Origin of the sequence: Sphingobacterium corticibacterium, from assembly GCF_004208525.1 — a bacterium.
Classification (GTDB): Bacteria; Bacteroidota; Bacteroidia; order Sphingobacteriales; family Sphingobacteriaceae; genus Sphingobacterium; species Sphingobacterium corticibacterium.
Genome location: NZ_SGIT01000002.1, coordinates 1,345,229 through 1,362,225 on the forward strand (window position 1 = coordinate 1,345,229; position 16,997 = coordinate 1,362,225).

General features: G+C 42.2%; 13 protein-coding genes. 6 read left to right on the top strand and 7 right to left on the bottom strand.

Annotated elements, in window-relative coordinates; all coding sequences use genetic code 11:
- Positions 1-11: 11 nt before the first annotated feature.
- Together EWE74_RS13770 and EWE74_RS13775 are read right to left on the bottom strand one after the other, a co-directional pair.
- Positions 12-476, bottom strand: a complete 465-nt coding sequence (locus tag EWE74_RS13770) for a hypothetical protein (protein ID WP_130142095.1) — start codon at positions 474-476, stop codon at positions 12-14.
- Positions 473-946, bottom strand: a complete 474-nt coding sequence (locus EWE74_RS13775) for a DUF4293 domain-containing protein (RefSeq protein ID WP_130142096.1) — start codon at positions 944-946, stop codon at positions 473-475. The genes EWE74_RS13770 and EWE74_RS13775 overlap by 4 nt, the downstream gene beginning before the upstream one ends.
- Before the next feature lie 88 nt (positions 947-1,034).
- Between EWE74_RS13775 and truA the strand changes: the two genes are divergently transcribed.
- Together truA and EWE74_RS13785 are read left to right on the top strand one after the other, a co-directional pair.
- Positions 1,035-1,802 carry a tRNA pseudouridine(38-40) synthase TruA gene (truA, locus tag EWE74_RS13780; RefSeq protein WP_130142097.1) on the top strand — a complete coding sequence of 256 codons (768 nt, stop codon included), beginning with the start codon at positions 1,035-1,037 and terminating at the stop codon, positions 1,800-1,802.
- A complete protein-coding gene (locus tag EWE74_RS13785; protein ID WP_130142098.1) occupies positions 1,799-3,625 on the top strand; it encodes an ABC transporter ATP-binding protein in 1,827 nt (608 codons plus the stop codon). Before truA ends, EWE74_RS13785 begins: the two co-directional genes overlap by 4 nt.
- On the opposite strand, the gene EWE74_RS13790 is transcribed toward EWE74_RS13785, so the two are convergent.
- The gene (locus tag EWE74_RS13790) at positions 3,626-4,216 is read right to left on the bottom strand and encodes an outer membrane beta-barrel protein (protein ID WP_130142099.1); all 591 of its coding nucleotides are present in this window, start codon (positions 4,214-4,216) and stop codon (positions 3,626-3,628) included.
- 147 nt (positions 4,217-4,363) lie between these two features.
- Between EWE74_RS13790 and EWE74_RS13795 the strand changes: the two genes are divergently transcribed.
- Positions 4,364-5,080 carry a hypothetical protein gene (locus EWE74_RS13795; RefSeq protein WP_130142100.1) on the top strand — a complete coding sequence of 239 codons (717 nt, stop codon included), beginning with the start codon at positions 4,364-4,366 and terminating at the stop codon, positions 5,078-5,080.
- 19 nt (positions 5,081-5,099) lie between these two features.
- On the opposite strand, the gene EWE74_RS13800 is transcribed toward EWE74_RS13795, so the two are convergent.
- Entirely contained in the window at positions 5,100-7,217 is a 2,118-nt protein-coding gene (locus EWE74_RS13800) for a M3 family metallopeptidase (RefSeq protein ID WP_130142101.1), read from the bottom strand.
- A 75-nt stretch (positions 7,218-7,292) separates the two neighbouring features.
- Here EWE74_RS13800 and uvrA point away from each other — a divergent pair, with 75 nt between their 5' ends.
- From uvrA to EWE74_RS13815, 3 genes are all read left to right on the top strand, one after another.
- Positions 7,293-10,109, top strand: a complete 2,817-nt coding sequence (gene uvrA, locus EWE74_RS13805) for an excinuclease ABC subunit UvrA (RefSeq protein WP_130142102.1) — start codon at positions 7,293-7,295, stop codon at positions 10,107-10,109.
- Between the two features lie 11 nt (positions 10,110-10,120).
- On the top strand, positions 10,121-11,758 hold the full coding sequence (gene pafA / locus EWE74_RS13810; protein WP_130142103.1) for an alkaline phosphatase PafA: 1,638 nt from the start codon (positions 10,121-10,123) through the stop codon (positions 11,756-11,758).
- Positions 11,759-11,825: 67 nt separating this feature from the next.
- Entirely contained in the window at positions 11,826-12,260 is a 435-nt protein-coding gene (locus EWE74_RS13815) for an RrF2 family transcriptional regulator (RefSeq protein WP_130142104.1), read from the top strand.
- Positions 12,261-12,277: 17 nt separating this feature from the next.
- On the opposite strand, the gene EWE74_RS13820 is transcribed toward EWE74_RS13815, so the two are convergent.
- The 3 genes from EWE74_RS13820 to EWE74_RS13830 are packed head-to-tail and all read right to left on the bottom strand — an operon-like array spanning position 12,278 to position 16,997.
- Positions 12,278-13,588: a UDP-N-acetylmuramoyl-tripeptide--D-alanyl-D-alanine ligase gene (locus tag EWE74_RS13820; RefSeq protein WP_317125965.1), complete on the bottom strand. Its 1,311-nt coding sequence runs from the start codon at positions 13,586-13,588 to the stop codon at positions 12,278-12,280.
- A gap of 58 nt (positions 13,589-13,646) precedes the next feature.
- A complete protein-coding gene (locus EWE74_RS13825) occupies positions 13,647-14,528 on the bottom strand; it encodes an SMP-30/gluconolactonase/LRE family protein (protein ID WP_239018663.1) in 882 nt (293 codons plus the stop codon).
- 60 nt (positions 14,529-14,588) lie between these two features.
- Positions 14,589-16,997, bottom strand: coding sequence for a TonB-dependent receptor domain-containing protein (locus tag EWE74_RS13830; protein ID WP_130142106.1), 2,409 nt, complete (start codon positions 16,995-16,997; stop codon positions 14,589-14,591).

Below are 16,997 nucleotides of genomic sequence, written 5' to 3' on the forward strand. Positions count from 1 at the left end.
AACGAGGTTGACTATAAGTCAACCTCTTGTGTTATAAACCGCCCTTCTTCCGTACTGTCTTCAAATACTAATATTACTTTCGACGCTTTCTTTCCTTTCCAATCTCCTACTTGCATCGTTAAAGAGACAGGCATATCCTCTTCCAACAAATAATGTAAATAATTTTGCCTGTCTGCCAATTGCACCAACACACGCCCCATCTTCATGCGGGTAATCAGGTGTCTATGACCCTCGCTATCCAAAACCTGCGTAGCAAACGTATTCAGTTTAAATTCTCGCGGATCCATTTGGTAAGAAATGAGAAACAGCTCAATGGAAAGTGTATCACCATTAGCTATAGTCCTCACTGATTTCACATCTACTTGGATGTCATCTTTTATATTTTTTAAGCTGTCTTCGTCCTGTTTCTGCGCAAGAAGATCGCCCGAAAGGAGAATACCTAACGTTAAAAACAAGAAATATAGCCAGTTTCTCATCGCAAACGGTCTGCTGATTTTATCAATTTCTCGTCCTTACGGATACCGCCGATAGCCATTCCTAAGAAAATGATGGCCACAGGCAAAAGGAAAAAACCTACACCAATATTACCGGCCTGCAGCTTTTGGCTGATAACATCTAAGGTCGTGTGTGCGGCACTCCACATCCATATACCCAACAGTACAATAAGTACAATTTCCACTATAATAAAAAGAACCTGTCGCTTTCTGTTTTTATATTGAAAAACAATTAATAAGGGTACGATAGTTACGATTCCGGCATAAATTGCTAAGGCAATAGAGGCAGACTCCCGTACAGATTCGTTATTATTCGAAGAATATATCCCGGTAACATAAATCTGCTTGCCAAGCCCTACCAAGTCAATAAAGCTCACATAAGGAAAAACAAAAAGCCCTAATAAAATAACAGCGGCTGCCAATAGCCATAGTGTTTGAATACGTTGGATCATAACTAATTTTTCTTCTTGTTGAACAAAGATAACTTTATCTTCTTTTTTTGAGGGAAAAAAGTAAAAAGAAAAGAAGTAACTTTGTATAGTGGAAGATACATTACAACGTTTTTTTCTGGAAATAGCGTATGACGGAACGGCTTATCATGGCTGGCAGATACAGCATAACGCTGTCTCCGTACAACAAAAACTGAATGACGCACTCCATAAGATCTTGCGTTATCCAATTGAAACTATAGGTGCTGGCAGAACAGATACGGGTGTACACGCTAGACAATTGTTTATCCATCTAGATATACCGATAGGTAAAATACAAGATGAAAGTCGTTTTCTGCACGCCCTGAATTCGCTACTTCCTCCTGACATTGCCGCACATCGTATTTTTCCCGTAGACAAAGAAGCACATGCTCGGTTTGACGCAACGGAAAGAGCTTACGAATATCATATCCATTTTCGGAAAAACCCATTTCTTCGACACAAATCTTGGCAGTTACGAGAGCTTCCAGATCTAGCCATCATGAATAACGCCGCGATGTTTCTGATAGGTACGCAAGATTTCGGGTGTTTTTCAAAAAGCCACACACAAGTGTACACAAATATCTGCACGGTAACACAAGCATATTGGCAAAAAACGGATGATGGGCTCGTATTTCATATTACTGCGAACCGATTTCTTCGGAACATGGTTCGGGCAATCGTGGGAACCTTGCTGGATATCGGATTGAAGACTAAAGCACCGGAATCCATGCTAGACATCATCGGCAGCAAAGACCGGGCAAAGGCAGGCACTTCGGTACCGGCACATGGTCTGTATTTAACAAAAGTTGTTTATCCTTATATTGACACAGCATTTTGAGCGAACAAAAAATAACTGGAAAAACTTACGATACGAAACTCCTGCAGCGAATGGCTCGCTACATGGATCCTTACAAAGGAATATTCTGGGCTTCCGTCATATTAACCATTTTGTTGGCTGCGGTTGCCCCGGCGCTCCCTATGTTAGTGGAGTACACTTTAGATAAATATATTTTGAAAGCCGATGCTTCGGGACTTACCTGGATGCTCATTGCCATGATAGCACTGCTTATCATACAAACGATCATTCGCTATTATCACACTTTGGCAACAAACGTATTAGGTCAAAATGTCATTCGTGATATCCGCATACAGGTATTTAACCATATTATCAATCTACGATTGAAATATTTTGATAATACAGCTATCGGGAAATTGATTACCCGTACCATCTCCGATTTGGAGACTATATCCAATATTTTCTCCCAAGGACTCATCCAAATTATTGGAGATCTACTACAGCTTGTTGTCATCTTCGGGGTTATGTTTTATACAGACTGGCAATTGACCCTCATCGTGCTCATTCCTATGCCACTCTTAATATGGGCAACCTATATTTTTAAAGAAGCCATGAAATCGGCTTTTGTGGATGTCCGTACCTGGGTATCCAACCTCAATACATTCTTGCAGGAGCATATTAGTGGAATGGCTATTATCCAGTATTTCGCACGAGAAAAACAGGAAATGGAGAAGTTTAAGACCGCCAATAGCAAACATCGGGATGCACACATTCGGGCAAATTGGTATTTTTCTATCTTTTTTCCTGTTTTGGAGATTATCTTGGCTATTGCAATCGGTCTTTTGGTATGGTACGGATCGAAACAGATTCTTGCCAATGCAATCTCTCCTGGAGTGGTGGTCGCATTTCTGATGTACATCAACATGATTTTCCGACCTATTCGAGAACTGATAGATAAATTTAATACCCTACAAATGGGGATGGTTTCCGCGGAGCGGGTATTTGACGTATTGGATACGGAAGAATTTACACCGGATAATGGTGTTTTCTCACCGGACAGCATGGAGGGTGAAATCCAGTTTGATAATGTATGGTTTGCTTATAATGAAGAAACCATCCACCGGGAGGTGGATAGCTCCATTGCCGACAAAAAACAAATTTTATCCAATGGAAACTGGGTGTTGAAAAATGTCAGCTTCCATATCCGTCCGGGCGAGACGTTGGCATTAGTCGGAGCCACAGGTGCCGGAAAGTCATCTACTATCAATATCCTCAGCCGTTTTTATGAGATACAGCAAGGCCGTATTTTAATAGATGGCAAAGATATACGGCAATACAAACTCGATTCGTTGCGTCACCACATCGCTACTGTTTTACAGGATGTTTTCTTATTCTCCGATACCATTTTCAACAACATCACCCTTTATAATCCCAATATTACCGAGGAAGAGGTTATCGAAGCGGCCAAAAGAGTTGGAGCATATGATTTTATCATGCGTTTGCCGGGAGGGTTTGACTATCAGGTACAAGAACGGGGAGCCACCCTCTCTTCTGGACAGGCACAGCTGATTTCCTTTATCCGGGCATTGGTGCACGACCCCGCTATATTGATACTGGATGAAGCGACATCGTCTATAGATACAGAAACCGAGTTACTTATCCAGACCGCCATCGAAAATATGATGGTCGGTAGAACGGCTATCGTTATTGCACATCGCCTATCCACCATTCAAAAAGCAGATAAAATCATCGTATTCGATAAAGGAGAAATCAAGGAAGTTGGCACGCATCGAGAGTTGCTTACGATCGAGGATGGCTATTACAAAAAACTGTACGATTTGCAGTTTAATTCTTTAGGTATATAATCAGAGGATATCCCATTTTATGCCGACTTGATATTGCTGAATCGCAGTGGTCCAACTACGGTGGACCTCAGTTGACCGTTCAAATCCACGATAGCGAACATAGAATTTACCCAGTTCCAATCCGACCGTATACCCCAGTTGGATTCCACTTTTAAAAGCCGGGGCACTGTTGTTCAGACGGTACCTGTCTTCATTGAGAAGCGAGTTGAACTCTACTCCTCCCAACAGCGCAAACCCAGGCGTAACATCTAACCTAAACAACACAGGTAGATCAAAAAAATGAAGAGCTTTGTTTCCTTTATCAATACCTTTGGTTTCATGGATGGTTTCTGAATTTGCCCGAATACGGGTTAGATTAAACGTCGGCTCTGCTTGAATGGCCATATTCGGACGAAAATGATAGCTTACTGCCATTCCAACTTGAAAACCTAGACGTTTCGATGAACGAAAAGAAAGTGCATCCGCGCCTGATAAATTTCCACCTAATTTGACACCAACCCCAACTTGTGAGAAACCTTCACTTAAAGAGGCCAAAAATAGCAACGTAAGAAATAAAAGACGAAATTTCTTGGTTTTATTACTTTTCAGCATGCACAAATGTATACAAAGATAGCACACCACAAACCTGACTATTGTAAAAGTTTGGTCAACAAATCAGATCTGACTTATTAAACATAAAAGTCAATTATATATTTGCACCACTACATTTTATTATCTTTTTTAACACAACACACACACATGGAAAGTTCAAAAATTCGCCCGCTTATAGGTCAAGGAATACGTTTTTTCATCTACGTTGTAGCAGCCTTCCTTCTTGCTGAACTTATACGATTTGACGCCCAAATTGGTTCGATAGAAACAAAGTTCTCGGAAGATTCCTATACAGAGTACATGCAAAGTATTTTTTTACTTACTTCAAGCATCTTACTTTTTATCATCTATAAACGATCCCGACCAAGATCTTATCTCGCCCTTTTACTCTTTGCTTTTACCAGCGTATCCCTGATTCGCGAACAGGATGTTTATTTTGAAAATTTAATTGGTCAAACAGCCTGGTTTTTTCCTGTTCTGATCATTCTGATAGCAGCCCTATACCTTGTGGTTCGAAACTGGCAGCGTTTTGTTACACAACTTAACCGTTATCGGTATACTTTTTCAGCTGGCCTGCTTACGTCCGGTATCATCACGACCTATGTGTTTTCCCGATTGTTTGGTCGTAGAATATTCTGGCAGACTGTAATGGAAGGCCATTATTTCAGGGGAGTGAAAAATGCCGCAGAAGAATGCCTGGAACTATACGGTTATTTATTCATTTTAATTGCCACGATTGAATTTTTCATCGCGGAGCGTAAATTATGGAAGAACAATATAGCTACCCCGCATACATCCGTGAAAAATAACATTATACCATACACAAAAGAGAGCAATAATCATAAAGAGCCGCTATCATATTAGTTAGCGGCTCTAAGAGAAATTAATTCAATCCACGTTTTTTCATTAAGTGAACCGGATCAGGATCTTTACCTCTAAATTGTTTGTACATTTCAGCCGGATTACCCGTACCACCTTTTTCCAGGATATTCTTCCGGAAAGAAGTAGCTGTAGTCTGATCAAAAAGACCGTTCTCCTTGAAGGCTGCGAAAGCATCGGAATCCAATACTTCTGCCCAGATATACGCATAGTAACCTGCCGAATATCCTCCGGAGAAAATATGCTGGAAATACGTACTTCTATAGCGCGGAATAATCGCATCAATTAATCCAATTTTTTGCATCCCCGCTGCTTCAAATGCATTTATATCGCCTTCTATTGGTTTTGTCGTAGCGTGATAATCCAAATCTAACAAAGATGCCGCCACATACTCTACGGTTGCGAACCCTTGATCAAATGTTCCGGCCTGTTCCATTTTTTCAATCAACGTATCTGGAATAGCTTCGCCTGTTTGATAATGTTTTGCATAGGTTTTCAGTACCTCGGGGTCAGCCGCCCAGTTTTCCATCACCTGCGATGGTAATTCCACGAAATCGCGTGACACAGACGTACCCGCTAAACTGCGGTACTTTACATCTGATAACAGCCCGTGCAAAGCATGTCCAAATTCATGGAACAACGTAGTCGCTTCATCAAACGTCAACAGTGCAGGCGCATCGCCAACGGGTTTTGTAAAGTTGCACACAATAGAAATAACAGGAGCTACACGCCCTCCATCTTTTGTATACTGTGAACGATAGGACGTCATCCATGCCCCTCCTCTTTTCGATTCTCTTGGGAAGAAATCTGCGTAAAGCAAGCCCAAATGTTCTCCATCACTGTCTTTTACTTCATATACCTCTACTTCTTCGTGGTAGGTTGGTACATTACTCAATGCAACGAAATTCAATCCATATAATTTATGAGCGGTATCAAAAGCGCCTTGTCGTACCGCAGCCAAACTAAAATAGGGTTTGATTTCTTCTTCATTCAGCGCATATTTCGCTTTACGGATTTTTTCTTGGTAATATCTCCAATCGTGTGGCGCTACCTGAAAATCTCCACCAGCAGCTGTGATTTCCTTTTGAATATCAGCAGCCTCCACTTTCGCCTTTTCTAATGCAGGCGTCCATATTCTATTTAATAACGCATATACATTTGCAGGATTTTCCGCCATGGCTTCTTCCAACACATAGGCAGCATGCGACGTATAACCCAATAATTTCGCTTTCTCTAAACGAAGGTTAGCCGTTTTAAGTAGGATTTCTTTATTATCGTTTGCGTTGCCATTGTTTCCACGCATTTGGTAAGCATTCCAAATTTCTTGACGTAACTCCCGGTTATCGGCATACTGTAAGAAAGGCATCACGGAAGGATTCTGAAGTGTAAAAATCCATTTTCCTTCTTGTCCTTTTGCTTTAGCCGCATCCGCAGCAGCTTGTTTTAAAGCAGCAGGAAGTCCAGCGAGATCTTCTTCCTTATCCACGACCAATTCGTAAGCATTTGTCTCTGCCAACAAGTTTTGTCCGAAGTCGTTCGTTAACACCGATAACTCCGCATTGATTTTCTTTAGCTTCTCCTTATCACTTTCCGAAAGATTAGCACCGGCACGGACAAACCCTTTATAAGTTTCTTCCAATAACTTGGTATCCTCTGCATCTAACTGTAAAGAGTCACGTTTGTCATATACTGTTTTTACGCGCGCAAACAGCTTTTCATTCAAGGAAATTTCATCGCCATGCGCAGATAGTACAGGGGCCATATCTTTGGCTATCGCCTGAATAGAATCATTGGTATGTGCTGAATTAAGATTAAAAAATACACGTGAAATATTTCCCAACGTGCTTCCTGCATTTTCCAACGCTACGATAGTATTTTCAAAAGTAGGGTTTTCTGTATCGTTTACAATAACATCAATTTCTTGATTGTGCTGTTCTAATGCTGCTTTAAATGCCGGCCGAAAGTGTTCATCCTTAATTTTGTCGAATGGTGGCACTTGAAACGGGGTATCATAAGTCGAGAGCAGGGGATTGTTTGCGTCTTGGGTGTTGTCTGCCTCCTGACAACCCACGACTACCGTAGCAACGACTATACAAAATGGTAAAAATTTTAATTTATTCATCCGTTGTTGTTTAGTTTTTTGGCAAAGATAAGGATTACAAATTAGAGTCAGACAAAATCCTTACCTTTGTGGGTTATGTCAAAAAAATCGGAACAAAACGCAAAGTCGTTTATCCAAATTAAGGGTGCGCGGGTCAACAATCTGAAAAACATCGATGTTGACATCCCTAAAAATAAGCTCGTTGTCATTACAGGAATGTCGGGTTCAGGGAAATCTTCCCTTGCTTTTGACACCCTTTATGCGGAGGGTCAGCGACGCTACGTGGAAAGTCTATCTTCTTATGCCAGACAGTTTATGGGCCGGATGAACAAGCCCGAAGTAGACTATATTAAAGGGATAGCTCCAGCAATTGCCATCGAACAGAAGGTAATCACGTCTAATCCGCGCTCTACTGTAGGTACGTCCACGGAGATATACGATTATCTTAAACTTCTGTATGCCCGGATTGGCAAGACCTTTTCTCCAATTTCGGGGAAACAGGTTACGAAAGATACCATATCGTCTATTATTGATGAATTGATGTCCTATCCAGAAGATACGACTATCACTATTTTCGCGGAACTTATACCTATTAATAAGCGAAAGCTAAAAGAAGAATTATCCTTACTGCTCCAAAAAGGATTCGTACGGGTTATGTTTGAAGAAAAGATACAGAAGATAGAAAGTATTATCGAAGATACGAGCATACCAAATAAAGATTTCAAAGCAGGAGAAGTCCAGATTGTAGTAGACCGTATACGGCTAGATAAACAAGACGAGACGAACAGTCGTATGGCGGATTCACTACAGACGGCTTTTTTTGAAGGGAAAGGCGAATGTTACATTGACATCGATGGCAAGCGAAAACATTACTCGGACAAATTCGAACTAGACGGTATTCTCTTTGAAGAGCCTACACCGAATTTCTTTAGTTTTAATAATCCTTATGGTGCCTGTAAACGCTGTGAGGGATATGGTAAGGTCATCGGTATAGACGCCGATTTAGTTATTCCCGACAAAAGCCGCTCGGTGTATGATGGGGCTATTGCTCCCTGGCGGGGAGAGAAAATGGGCGAATGGCTAAACCGTCTGGTACGCAGTGCACTCAAGTTTGATTTCCCCATACATCGTGCCTATGGCGATCTTACACCTGCCCAACAGGAATTATTATGGACGGGGAACAAATATTTCGGTGGATTGAACCAGTTTTTTGAAGAGCTGGAACAACAGACCTACAAAATACAATACCGCGTCATGTTATCACGTTATCGCGGAAAAACCGATTGTCCGGATTGTAAGGGATCGCGTTTACGCAAAGATGCCACTTATGTCAAAATCGCGGGAAAATCGATTACGGATATTGTTTTATTGCCATTGGAAGAAGCGCTCCAATTCTTTAAAGAGCTGAAATTAACGGAACATGAACAACTTATCGCAAAGCGTTTGCTGGCTGAGATTGTCAACCGGCTCCAGTTTTTGTGTGATGTAGGATTAAGCTACCTCACCTTAAACCGGTTGAGCAACACACTTTCGGGTGGAGAATCGCAACGCATCAATTTAGCAACATCGTTAGGGAGTTCGCTCGTGGGCTCTATCTATGTGTTGGACGAACCCAGTATCGGTCTTCACCCGCGCGACACCCAGCGGCTAATCGGTGTGTTGAAATCGTTACGCGATGTCGGTAATACCGTGATCGTGGTGGAACACGAACAAGAAATGATGGAAGCCGCCGATTATCTTATTGACATCGGTCCGGAAGCGGGAATAAATGGTGGTCAACTCATTTTCGCGGGTACCTATTCGGAAATTCTTCAAGATAAAGACAGCTTAACAGGACAATATCTAAACGGTCAACTGACCATCCCTACGCCTAAAATGCGACGTAAGTGGCGTGACGCCCTTATCGTAAAAGGGGCTCGGGAAAACAATTTAAAAGGAATTAACGTAACCTTTCCCTTAAACGTATTTACCGTCGTAACCGGTGTGTCGGGGTCGGGGAAAACCTCCCTTATCAAACGTATTCTTTACCCAGCCTTGCAAAAAGCCATCGGCAATTACAGCGGCGAGCAAACTGGTATATTCGATGCCCTTGAGGGCGATATAACCAGTATTGAACAAATCGAAATGATCGATCAGAACCCGATAGGCAGGTCCTCCCGTTCCAATCCAGTAACGTATGTAAAAGGTTGGGATGAAGTAAGGTCGGTTTATGCTAATTTGCCTGCGGCGAAGGCTTCTGGGTTAAAGCCTGCCGCTTTCTCATTTAATGTGGAAGGGGGCCGTTGCGATGTCTGTCAGGGAGATGGCGAGGTTAAAATCGAAATGCAATTTATGGCCGATATTGTCCTTCCTTGTGAAGCTTGTGGCGGTAAACGGTTCAAACAACACGTATTGGACGTCGAATACAAAGGAAAATCGGTAGCTGACGTCTTAAACCTCAGTGTAGACGAAGCGATAGAATTCTTCGATGATGTCCCTAAAGTCATTGCGAAAATCAAACCCTTACAAGACGTGGGATTGGGTTACGTAAAACTTGGTCAGCCATCTAGTACTTTATCGGGAGGTGAAGCCCAACGTATCAAGCTTGCTTCTTTTTTAATCAAGGGGAACAACAGTAAGAAAACGCTTTTCATTTTCGACGAGCCGACAACCGGATTGCATTTCCACGACATCCACAAACTGCTTAAAGCTTTTGATGCGTTGATTGCTCTAGGAAACAGCATCTTGGTCATTGAGCACAATATGGAAATGATAAAAACGGCCGATTGGGTTATCGACATCGGACCGGAAGGTGGAAATAAGGGGGGAGAGGTTGTTTTCGAAGGAACACCAGAGGATCTGGTGGAATGTAACGAATCTTATACTGGGAAGTATTTGAAAAATCATTTACCTTTATCTACTCTTTCTAAGTAAACTAAACTAATATGTGGAAATTTTTCTTTACCGGTTTACTGACCGTAACTATAACGCTGCAAGGACATACCCAACCTGCACGTCCAAAGTTGGTTGTGGGATTGATGGTAGACCAAATGCGGTGGGATTACCTCTATCGATTTGCGGACAGATATGGTGATGATGGTTTCAAACGTATGCTAAATGAAGGATTTTCATGTGAAAACACGCTACTTAATTATATTCCTACATTCACGGCTATAGGGCATAGTTCTGTTTACACAGGGTCGGTTCCTTCTATCCATGGTATTGCAGGAAATGATTGGATCATCCAAGCAACGGGCCAACAGATGTATTGTACACAGGATGACAACGTACAAGGCGTAGGCACAACAGAAAAAGCCGGACAGCAGTCGCCGCGCAACCTACTAGCCTCCACCATGACGGACCAACTGAAGCTTGGCACCAACTTTCAGTCGAAAGTGATCGGTATATCGCTAAAAGACCGCGGCGCTATTCTGCCAGCGGGTCATTTTGCGGACGCCGCATACTGGTTTGAAGGAAAATCGGGAAATTGGATTTCCAGTTCGTTCTACATGAAAAATCTGCCCGACTGGGTAACGTCTTTCAATAAGCAGAATCTGGCAGATAAATATTTAAAAGAAGATTGGAATACACTTTATCCTATAGATACGTATATCAATAGTATTTCCGATGATAATCCGTATGAAGGCAAATGGGCAGGAGAAGAAACGCCTACTTTCCCTCGTAAAACGTCGGAATTGATGAAAGATGCCGGCTACGAGATGATTAAATCTGTTCCTAAAGGAAATACGCTCACCCTAGATTTCGCAAAAAAAGCACTCGAACACGAGCAACTTGGCAATAATCCCTCTGGCAATACCGATTTTTTGTGTGTGAGTTTATCGGCAACAGATTATGTTGGCCATCGCTATTCCCTTTCCGCTGTTGAGATCGAAGACACCTACCTCCGACTCGATAAGGATATCGCAGATTTTTTAGCCTATCTTGATAAGCATGTAGGCAAAGGTAATTATACTTTTTTCCTCTCTGCGGATCACGCCGCTTCTTACAACCCAATGTATTACACAGATGAAAAAGGAAATGCAGGTTATTTATTCACCCGGCAGATTCAACGTAATCTAAATAGCGAACTTCAAGATAAATTTGGTAGTGATAAAATTGTTAGAAGCTTATTAAACTATCAGGTCCATCTCAACTATTCGCTCCTAGATTCTCTTCAGCTTGATATAAATAAGGTCAAGGAGACCATTATCCATACGCTTCAAAAGGAAGAGGGCATTACGTATGTTATTGACATGGAGGGGAATCAAAATATGTTTATACCTGCTCCACTCCGCGAGAAAATTATCAACGGTTACAACCGCAGACATAGTGGTGCTATACAGATTATCGCCGATCCACAATGGTATTCGGGCACACCGCGTAGTCCAGGAACTACCCACGGCGTGTGGTCGCCGTACGACTCTCATATACCATTGATATTTATGGGATGGGGTGTACAACATGGTGTAAGCAACAAGGAAGTACATGTTGTAGACATCGCTCCAACGATCGCTTCGCTTTTGCATATTATGGAGCCGAATGGGAACATCGGAAAGCCTATCATAGAGGTATTGGGACAATAAGTCAAGGGCATATTATTTTTTCCGTATCTTTGTGGTTATTATTGATTGATCCATAAAAAGGGAACGTATGCTTTCTAAGAAAACAAAATACGCCATTAAGGCGCTTATGGTGCTAGGACGTAACTACGGAAAAGAACCTATGCAGATTGTAAGGATTGCAGAAGAGGAACGTATTCCGAAAAAATTCTTAGAGCAGATTCTTCTAGAAATGCGCAATGCGGGTATATTGTATTCCAAAAAGGGAGCCGGCGGAGGCTACAGCTTAAATAAAGCTCCTGAAGACATCTACCTTTCCCAGGTTATGCGATTAATCGATGGACCGATCGCATTATTACCCTGTGTAAGCCTTAATTTTTATCGCTCTTGTGAGGAATGTGTCGAAGAGCACGCTTGCGGCATTCGAGACACTTTTGTCGAGGTACGAAACGCTATGCTGCAGATCCTAAATGATACCAGTATAGCACAGCTTATCAATAAAGAAAAGCAATTATCGCTGGATTAAGGACGAAATAATAACTTTTACACCATGTCCATCAATTTCTCAAACGCCATTCCACGAGAAGCTTTCAGAAGAACCGTACTATCCACAACAGGACGTTCTCTGAGCGCTTCTTTTGCATTGTCCGTTGTCGCATAAAATTCCGCTTTCGTATTTTGATGAGCATAAAATGCCTCGCCCACGAAGATCGTCCGATCTGCATCGAGGGCTAGCGCTCTATCGATTATATATCGGTGTTCTTTCGCAGCATCTTCACCCAATTCAAACATATCGCCTAATACGATTACTTTATGTTCCGCTTCGATAACGGCTAGATTGGCCAACGCAGCTTCCATACTACTTACATTTGCATTATAATAATCGGCAATGACGACATTTTGTGCCGTCTTTGTGATTTGCGAACGGTTATTGGTAGGTGTGTAGGTCACAATTCCCTGATTAATCTGGGTATCATCTATACCAAAAAAACGCCCCACTGCAACCGCAGCTAATATATTTTCCGTATTATAGGAGCCTGTTAATTGTGTTTGTATGGTATGAAACATCTCCGCGTCACGTATTTTCCAGGAGACACCAAGAAGCGGATTAGCATATTCCAATCGTCCTACGATGTCGTTTGTCGGCGAAAAACCATAGCGAACAACTTTTAAAATACCGCGTTGCGTTTCCATTTCTCGCAGGTATTCATTGTCTCCTTGAAGGAACAACACCCCATCGTGCGTTTTAAGGAAATCATATAACTCCCCTTTCGCTTTTTTTACACCTTCAAATGAACCGAAGCCTTCCAAATGCGCCTTTCCTACATTCGTGATTAGTCCGTGCGTCGGCGCGGCAATATCACACAGGAACGCAATCTCTTGTTGATGATTTGCGCCCATTTCAATAACTGCCATTTCGATACTGTCATCTATGGAAAGCAACGTGAGCGGGACACCTATGTGGTTATTGAGATTTCCTTTTGTGGCATATGTTTTAAAGCGTTGTGACAGCACAGCATATAGTAACTCTTTAGTCGTGGTTTTTCCGTTCGTTCCCGTAATTCCTATAAAAGGGATATGCAGTTGGCGACGATGATATCGCGCTAATTCCTGCAACGTAGTCAACACATCTTCCACCAGTACATAACGTTCATCCGCTACATATTTTGATTCGTCGACAACCGCCCATTTAGCACCGCTTTCCAATGCTTGCGCTGCAAATTCATTGGCATTGAAGCGCTCTCCTTTTAAGGCGAAAAATATACTGTTAGGTACTATATTTCGGGTATCCGTAGATACCGTCCCGCTTTCTCTATAGCGCTGATATAATTGTTCTGTCGTCATACTGTTCATCGTCGACAAAGATAGTTATCCTTCAAAAAAAGAAGAGGAGTTTCCTCCTCTCTTTTATTTATTTTTCCAACTTAAATGCTTTGACGCTATTGCTGTTGAATGTCGGAATGTATATCGTATTGCTTCCGGGATGTATACCCAAATCTGCTGTATTCATCTCCCCTTGTACATCCATCAACTTCTCGAAACTACCATCTGCTTTCACATAATATACCAAACCTCCCCAACAGGTCACCAGAAAATCCCCTTTATCACCTACGGGTTCCAGTCCATCGCCACCGAGCTCGAAGCCTTTTGTAATTACCGTACTATTCTTATCAGCATCGATTTTCCATAACTCGGGCCCTATTAACGCGTAAAGGTTTCCGTCCACAACCTTCAAACCATTAGCATTCGGTGCGTCTTTTAAAAATACTGTAGGTTGGTTATTCTGCATCTGATAGATCGTACCGGTACGGGTATCCGACACATAAACTATACCATCGGCGTTAACTGTAACATCATTCAGAAAAACTGCGTCAGGAAATTCAATTTCATGAAGCACATCGCCTGTTTCCAGATCAATGACAGCGACGGCGGTAATATCGGCCACATATAACAAATTCTCATGAATGGCCATGCCTTTGGGCGCGTTCATGCCGGTTACCCAATTTTGATCCTTGACGCTTCCGTCTAGATTTAACAGGGCAACGCCTCCCTTTCCATCTTTCTCGGCTCCATCACCATCAATCAAAGACACATATAATACATCGTTGCCCTCGTGATAGAGTACCGATTCCGGTGTAGGTAGGTCTTTCGTTTCCCACACTTCCTTCAATTGCCATTGCAGTTCCTGTTCTTCCTGTCCGTCTTGTTGCTCCTGTTGTTGCCGTTGACCGCATGCGACTGTCAATAGTGTGGCTCCTACAGCCGTTACCGCAAAAAGAAAAAATCGTTTCATAATAGTCTTGTTTGTTTAATCCTGACAAGATAACAATTTTCTGGGAGTTTGGTTTATGACCTACCGCGCACGACTTGCCTCTTCCGATTCGGTATCTCGTTTTCTGATTTGCTGTTTCAGATTACCAAATTTATACGTATACGTCAACCGAATTGTCTGATTGTCGTTATACTGCCGGATTATGGAGTTGAATTGCCCAAAATCTGTCGATACATTGTTCTGTTGTGTTCGAAAAATATCCGTTCCCGCCAATTTCAAAGAGCTTCGCTCATTTTTGAAATTATAATTCACACCAACATCCGTTCCCCAACGGGCGTGAATTCTGTAGACATTATAAAGAAATGCACTGTTATAATTGACAGATAATTCTGCAGAAAATGCTTTGTTCAGCCTAAAGTTATTTGTACTGCGGCCTTGGAAGAAAGTAGATCCTAAGTTAGCATACTCCCCGGCGATCGGACCTTTAAAATGCATATAGATCGTCGTCAGGTTATTGTTCATTGTCCAAAACTTACCTATTCTTACCGGCGCATTAATATTCAAATAAGATGTCACCGTATTCGCTAAATTTTCCCGGGTAATCCACGCCTGGCCGGTCACCGAATCCTGTCCTAAGCTTTCTACCATCGCATCCTTGGTCAAATCCGTTCCTAATGTAAAATTGAACATTTTGTACAGGGTATAATTTAAAGTAAAACCATTGGTATACTGCGGATTGACATAGGGGTTCCCCCTCATAAATGTAAATTTGTCGATATAATATTCGAATGGGTTCAAATGCCTGTAGTTTGGACGCCCTATCTTTCGGGCATAGCTGAGCGAAAGGATATTGTTTTCATTAAGTGTATAGGATACGTTTGCCGAGGGGAACCAATCTAAATAATCACGTTTCACACGTTTCTCCAATGTGATAGAGTTTCCATCGGAAAAGGTGTACTCCGTTCGAAGTCCCAGTTTCATCGACCATTGTCCGAATCCACGGCTATAGTCTGCATAAGCTGCGGCTATCTGTTCTGTATATACAAAATGGTTGGGACGTCCTGCATAGTCTTGCCATTGGTTATCTACAAAATGTTCAAACTGCAAGTCATTATCCGAACGCACATTACTATACTTTAGACCTGTCTCCAATTTCCCACCCTTTCTCCACATTTTTTCAAAATCCAACTTGGCAACATAGATATCAATATCTACAGGCATGCGACTTCTTTCCAGCTCGGAATCATACAACAGGTTTCCGGCGGGATCGGAAGTGCGATATGTATAGTTGATATTTGAATTGTTCCGAAAAGCACTCCAGTCCAAATCCAGCACCAATTTACTCCCCAACGTATCCAATTGGAGCTCGTTGTTAAAGTTGACGGAATAACGGTTAAAAGGTGTTACAGATTTCGAAGAGGCATCCAATACAGAATCGACAACGCCGATGCGAGGACCGATGTTTGTGAGACTGGTATTATCTGATATTTCCTCATCATTATCACCTGAAAACTGCAATAACATGGTATTTTTTTCCGAGGTTTTCTGCTCTACTCCTATCCTATAATTATGCGTTTTGTTTGTCTCTATAAGATAGGCATCCTGATCAAATACGCGATCGGCACCATCTGACGGAATAACCCTTTCCATCCCCAAATCAAATTGTCTTTTATTCCGGGTAAAACCATAAGTACCAAAGATAGTCGTATTGTTTTTTCTGTAATTGAGGTTCAACGAAGAATTTCCCCGGGCATGTTTACCGTGGGCAGCACTTGCCAGAAATGAACCATTAAACCCTTCTAGTTTGTTTTTCTTCAACACGATGTTGATCGTACCTACTGTTCCTTCCGCATCCTCTTTTGCGCTTCGAATCGTACTGACTTCCACGCTCTTGATCTGGTCGCCATTGGTCGCTTTGAGAAATGCCGTAAGCTGCTCGCCACTCATATATGTCTGCCTACCGTCAATAGTCACATTCACGCCCTGTTGTCCCATTAACTGGAGGTTCTCGTCTTTATCCACACTTACTCCAGGTGCACGCTGTACCACTTCTAAGGCATTGTTCCCCGCGGCCAGCGTAGAATTTTCGACGTTTAACACCAGTTTCCCGTCCCGCTGTTGCACGAGGGGTACCTGCCCTTCTACGGTAACCTCGTCTATTGTCCGAGATTGGACGGTCAGTATTAAATCATCCACAACAACGGATTGCTCCATGACCATTATGGGGAGAGATTTCATCGTTTCGTATCCCACCGACGACGCCTGCACCAAAAATTCACCCGGAGGTACATTTTTTATTATATACCGGCCTTGTCCATCCGTCGCCCCTGTTTTTAGGAGGGCCCCCACTTTTGCCGTCAATACGTAAATGGATACATTTGCCAATGGTTCTCGCTGCTCATTAAACACACGACCGCTTATCTCTCCTTGTTGTGCCTGTACGGTAAATACAGTGAACAGGAGAACACTAAAACTTAAAATAATACGCAT

Bases quoted from the DNA above. Each gene is read 5' to 3' on its own strand.
- EWE74_RS13830 (WP_130142106.1), bottom strand. From the start codon at position 16,997: ATGCGTATTATTTTAAGTTTTAGTGTTCTCCTGTTCACTGTATTTACC.
- EWE74_RS13825 (WP_239018663.1), bottom strand. From the start codon at position 14,528: ATGAAACGATTTTTTCTTTTTGCGGTAACGGCTGTAGGAGCCACACTA.
- uvrA (WP_130142102.1), top strand. From the start codon at position 7,293: ATGTCAAAAAAATCGGAACAAAACGCAAAGTCGTTTATCCAAATTAAG.
- EWE74_RS13795 (WP_130142100.1), top strand. From the start codon at position 4,364: ATGGAAAGTTCAAAAATTCGCCCGCTTATAGGTCAAGGAATACGTTTT.
- EWE74_RS13815 (WP_130142104.1), top strand. From the start codon at position 11,826: ATGCTTTCTAAGAAAACAAAATACGCCATTAAGGCGCTTATGGTGCTA.
- EWE74_RS13790 (WP_130142099.1), bottom strand. From the start codon at position 4,216: ATGCTGAAAAGTAATAAAACCAAGAAATTTCGTCTTTTATTTCTTACG.
- EWE74_RS13775 (WP_130142096.1), bottom strand. From the start codon at position 946: ATGATCCAACGTATTCAAACACTATGGCTATTGGCAGCCGCTGTTATT.
- EWE74_RS13800 (WP_130142101.1), bottom strand. From the start codon at position 7,217: ATGAATAAATTAAAATTTTTACCATTTTGTATAGTCGTTGCTACGGTA.
- EWE74_RS13820 (WP_317125965.1), bottom strand. From the start codon at position 13,588: ATGAACAGTATGACGACAGAACAATTATATCAGCGCTATAGAGAAAGC.
- pafA (WP_130142103.1), top strand. From the start codon at position 10,121: ATGTGGAAATTTTTCTTTACCGGTTTACTGACCGTAACTATAACGCTG.
- EWE74_RS13770 (WP_130142095.1), bottom strand. From the start codon at position 476: ATGAGAAACTGGCTATATTTCTTGTTTTTAACGTTAGGTATTCTCCTT.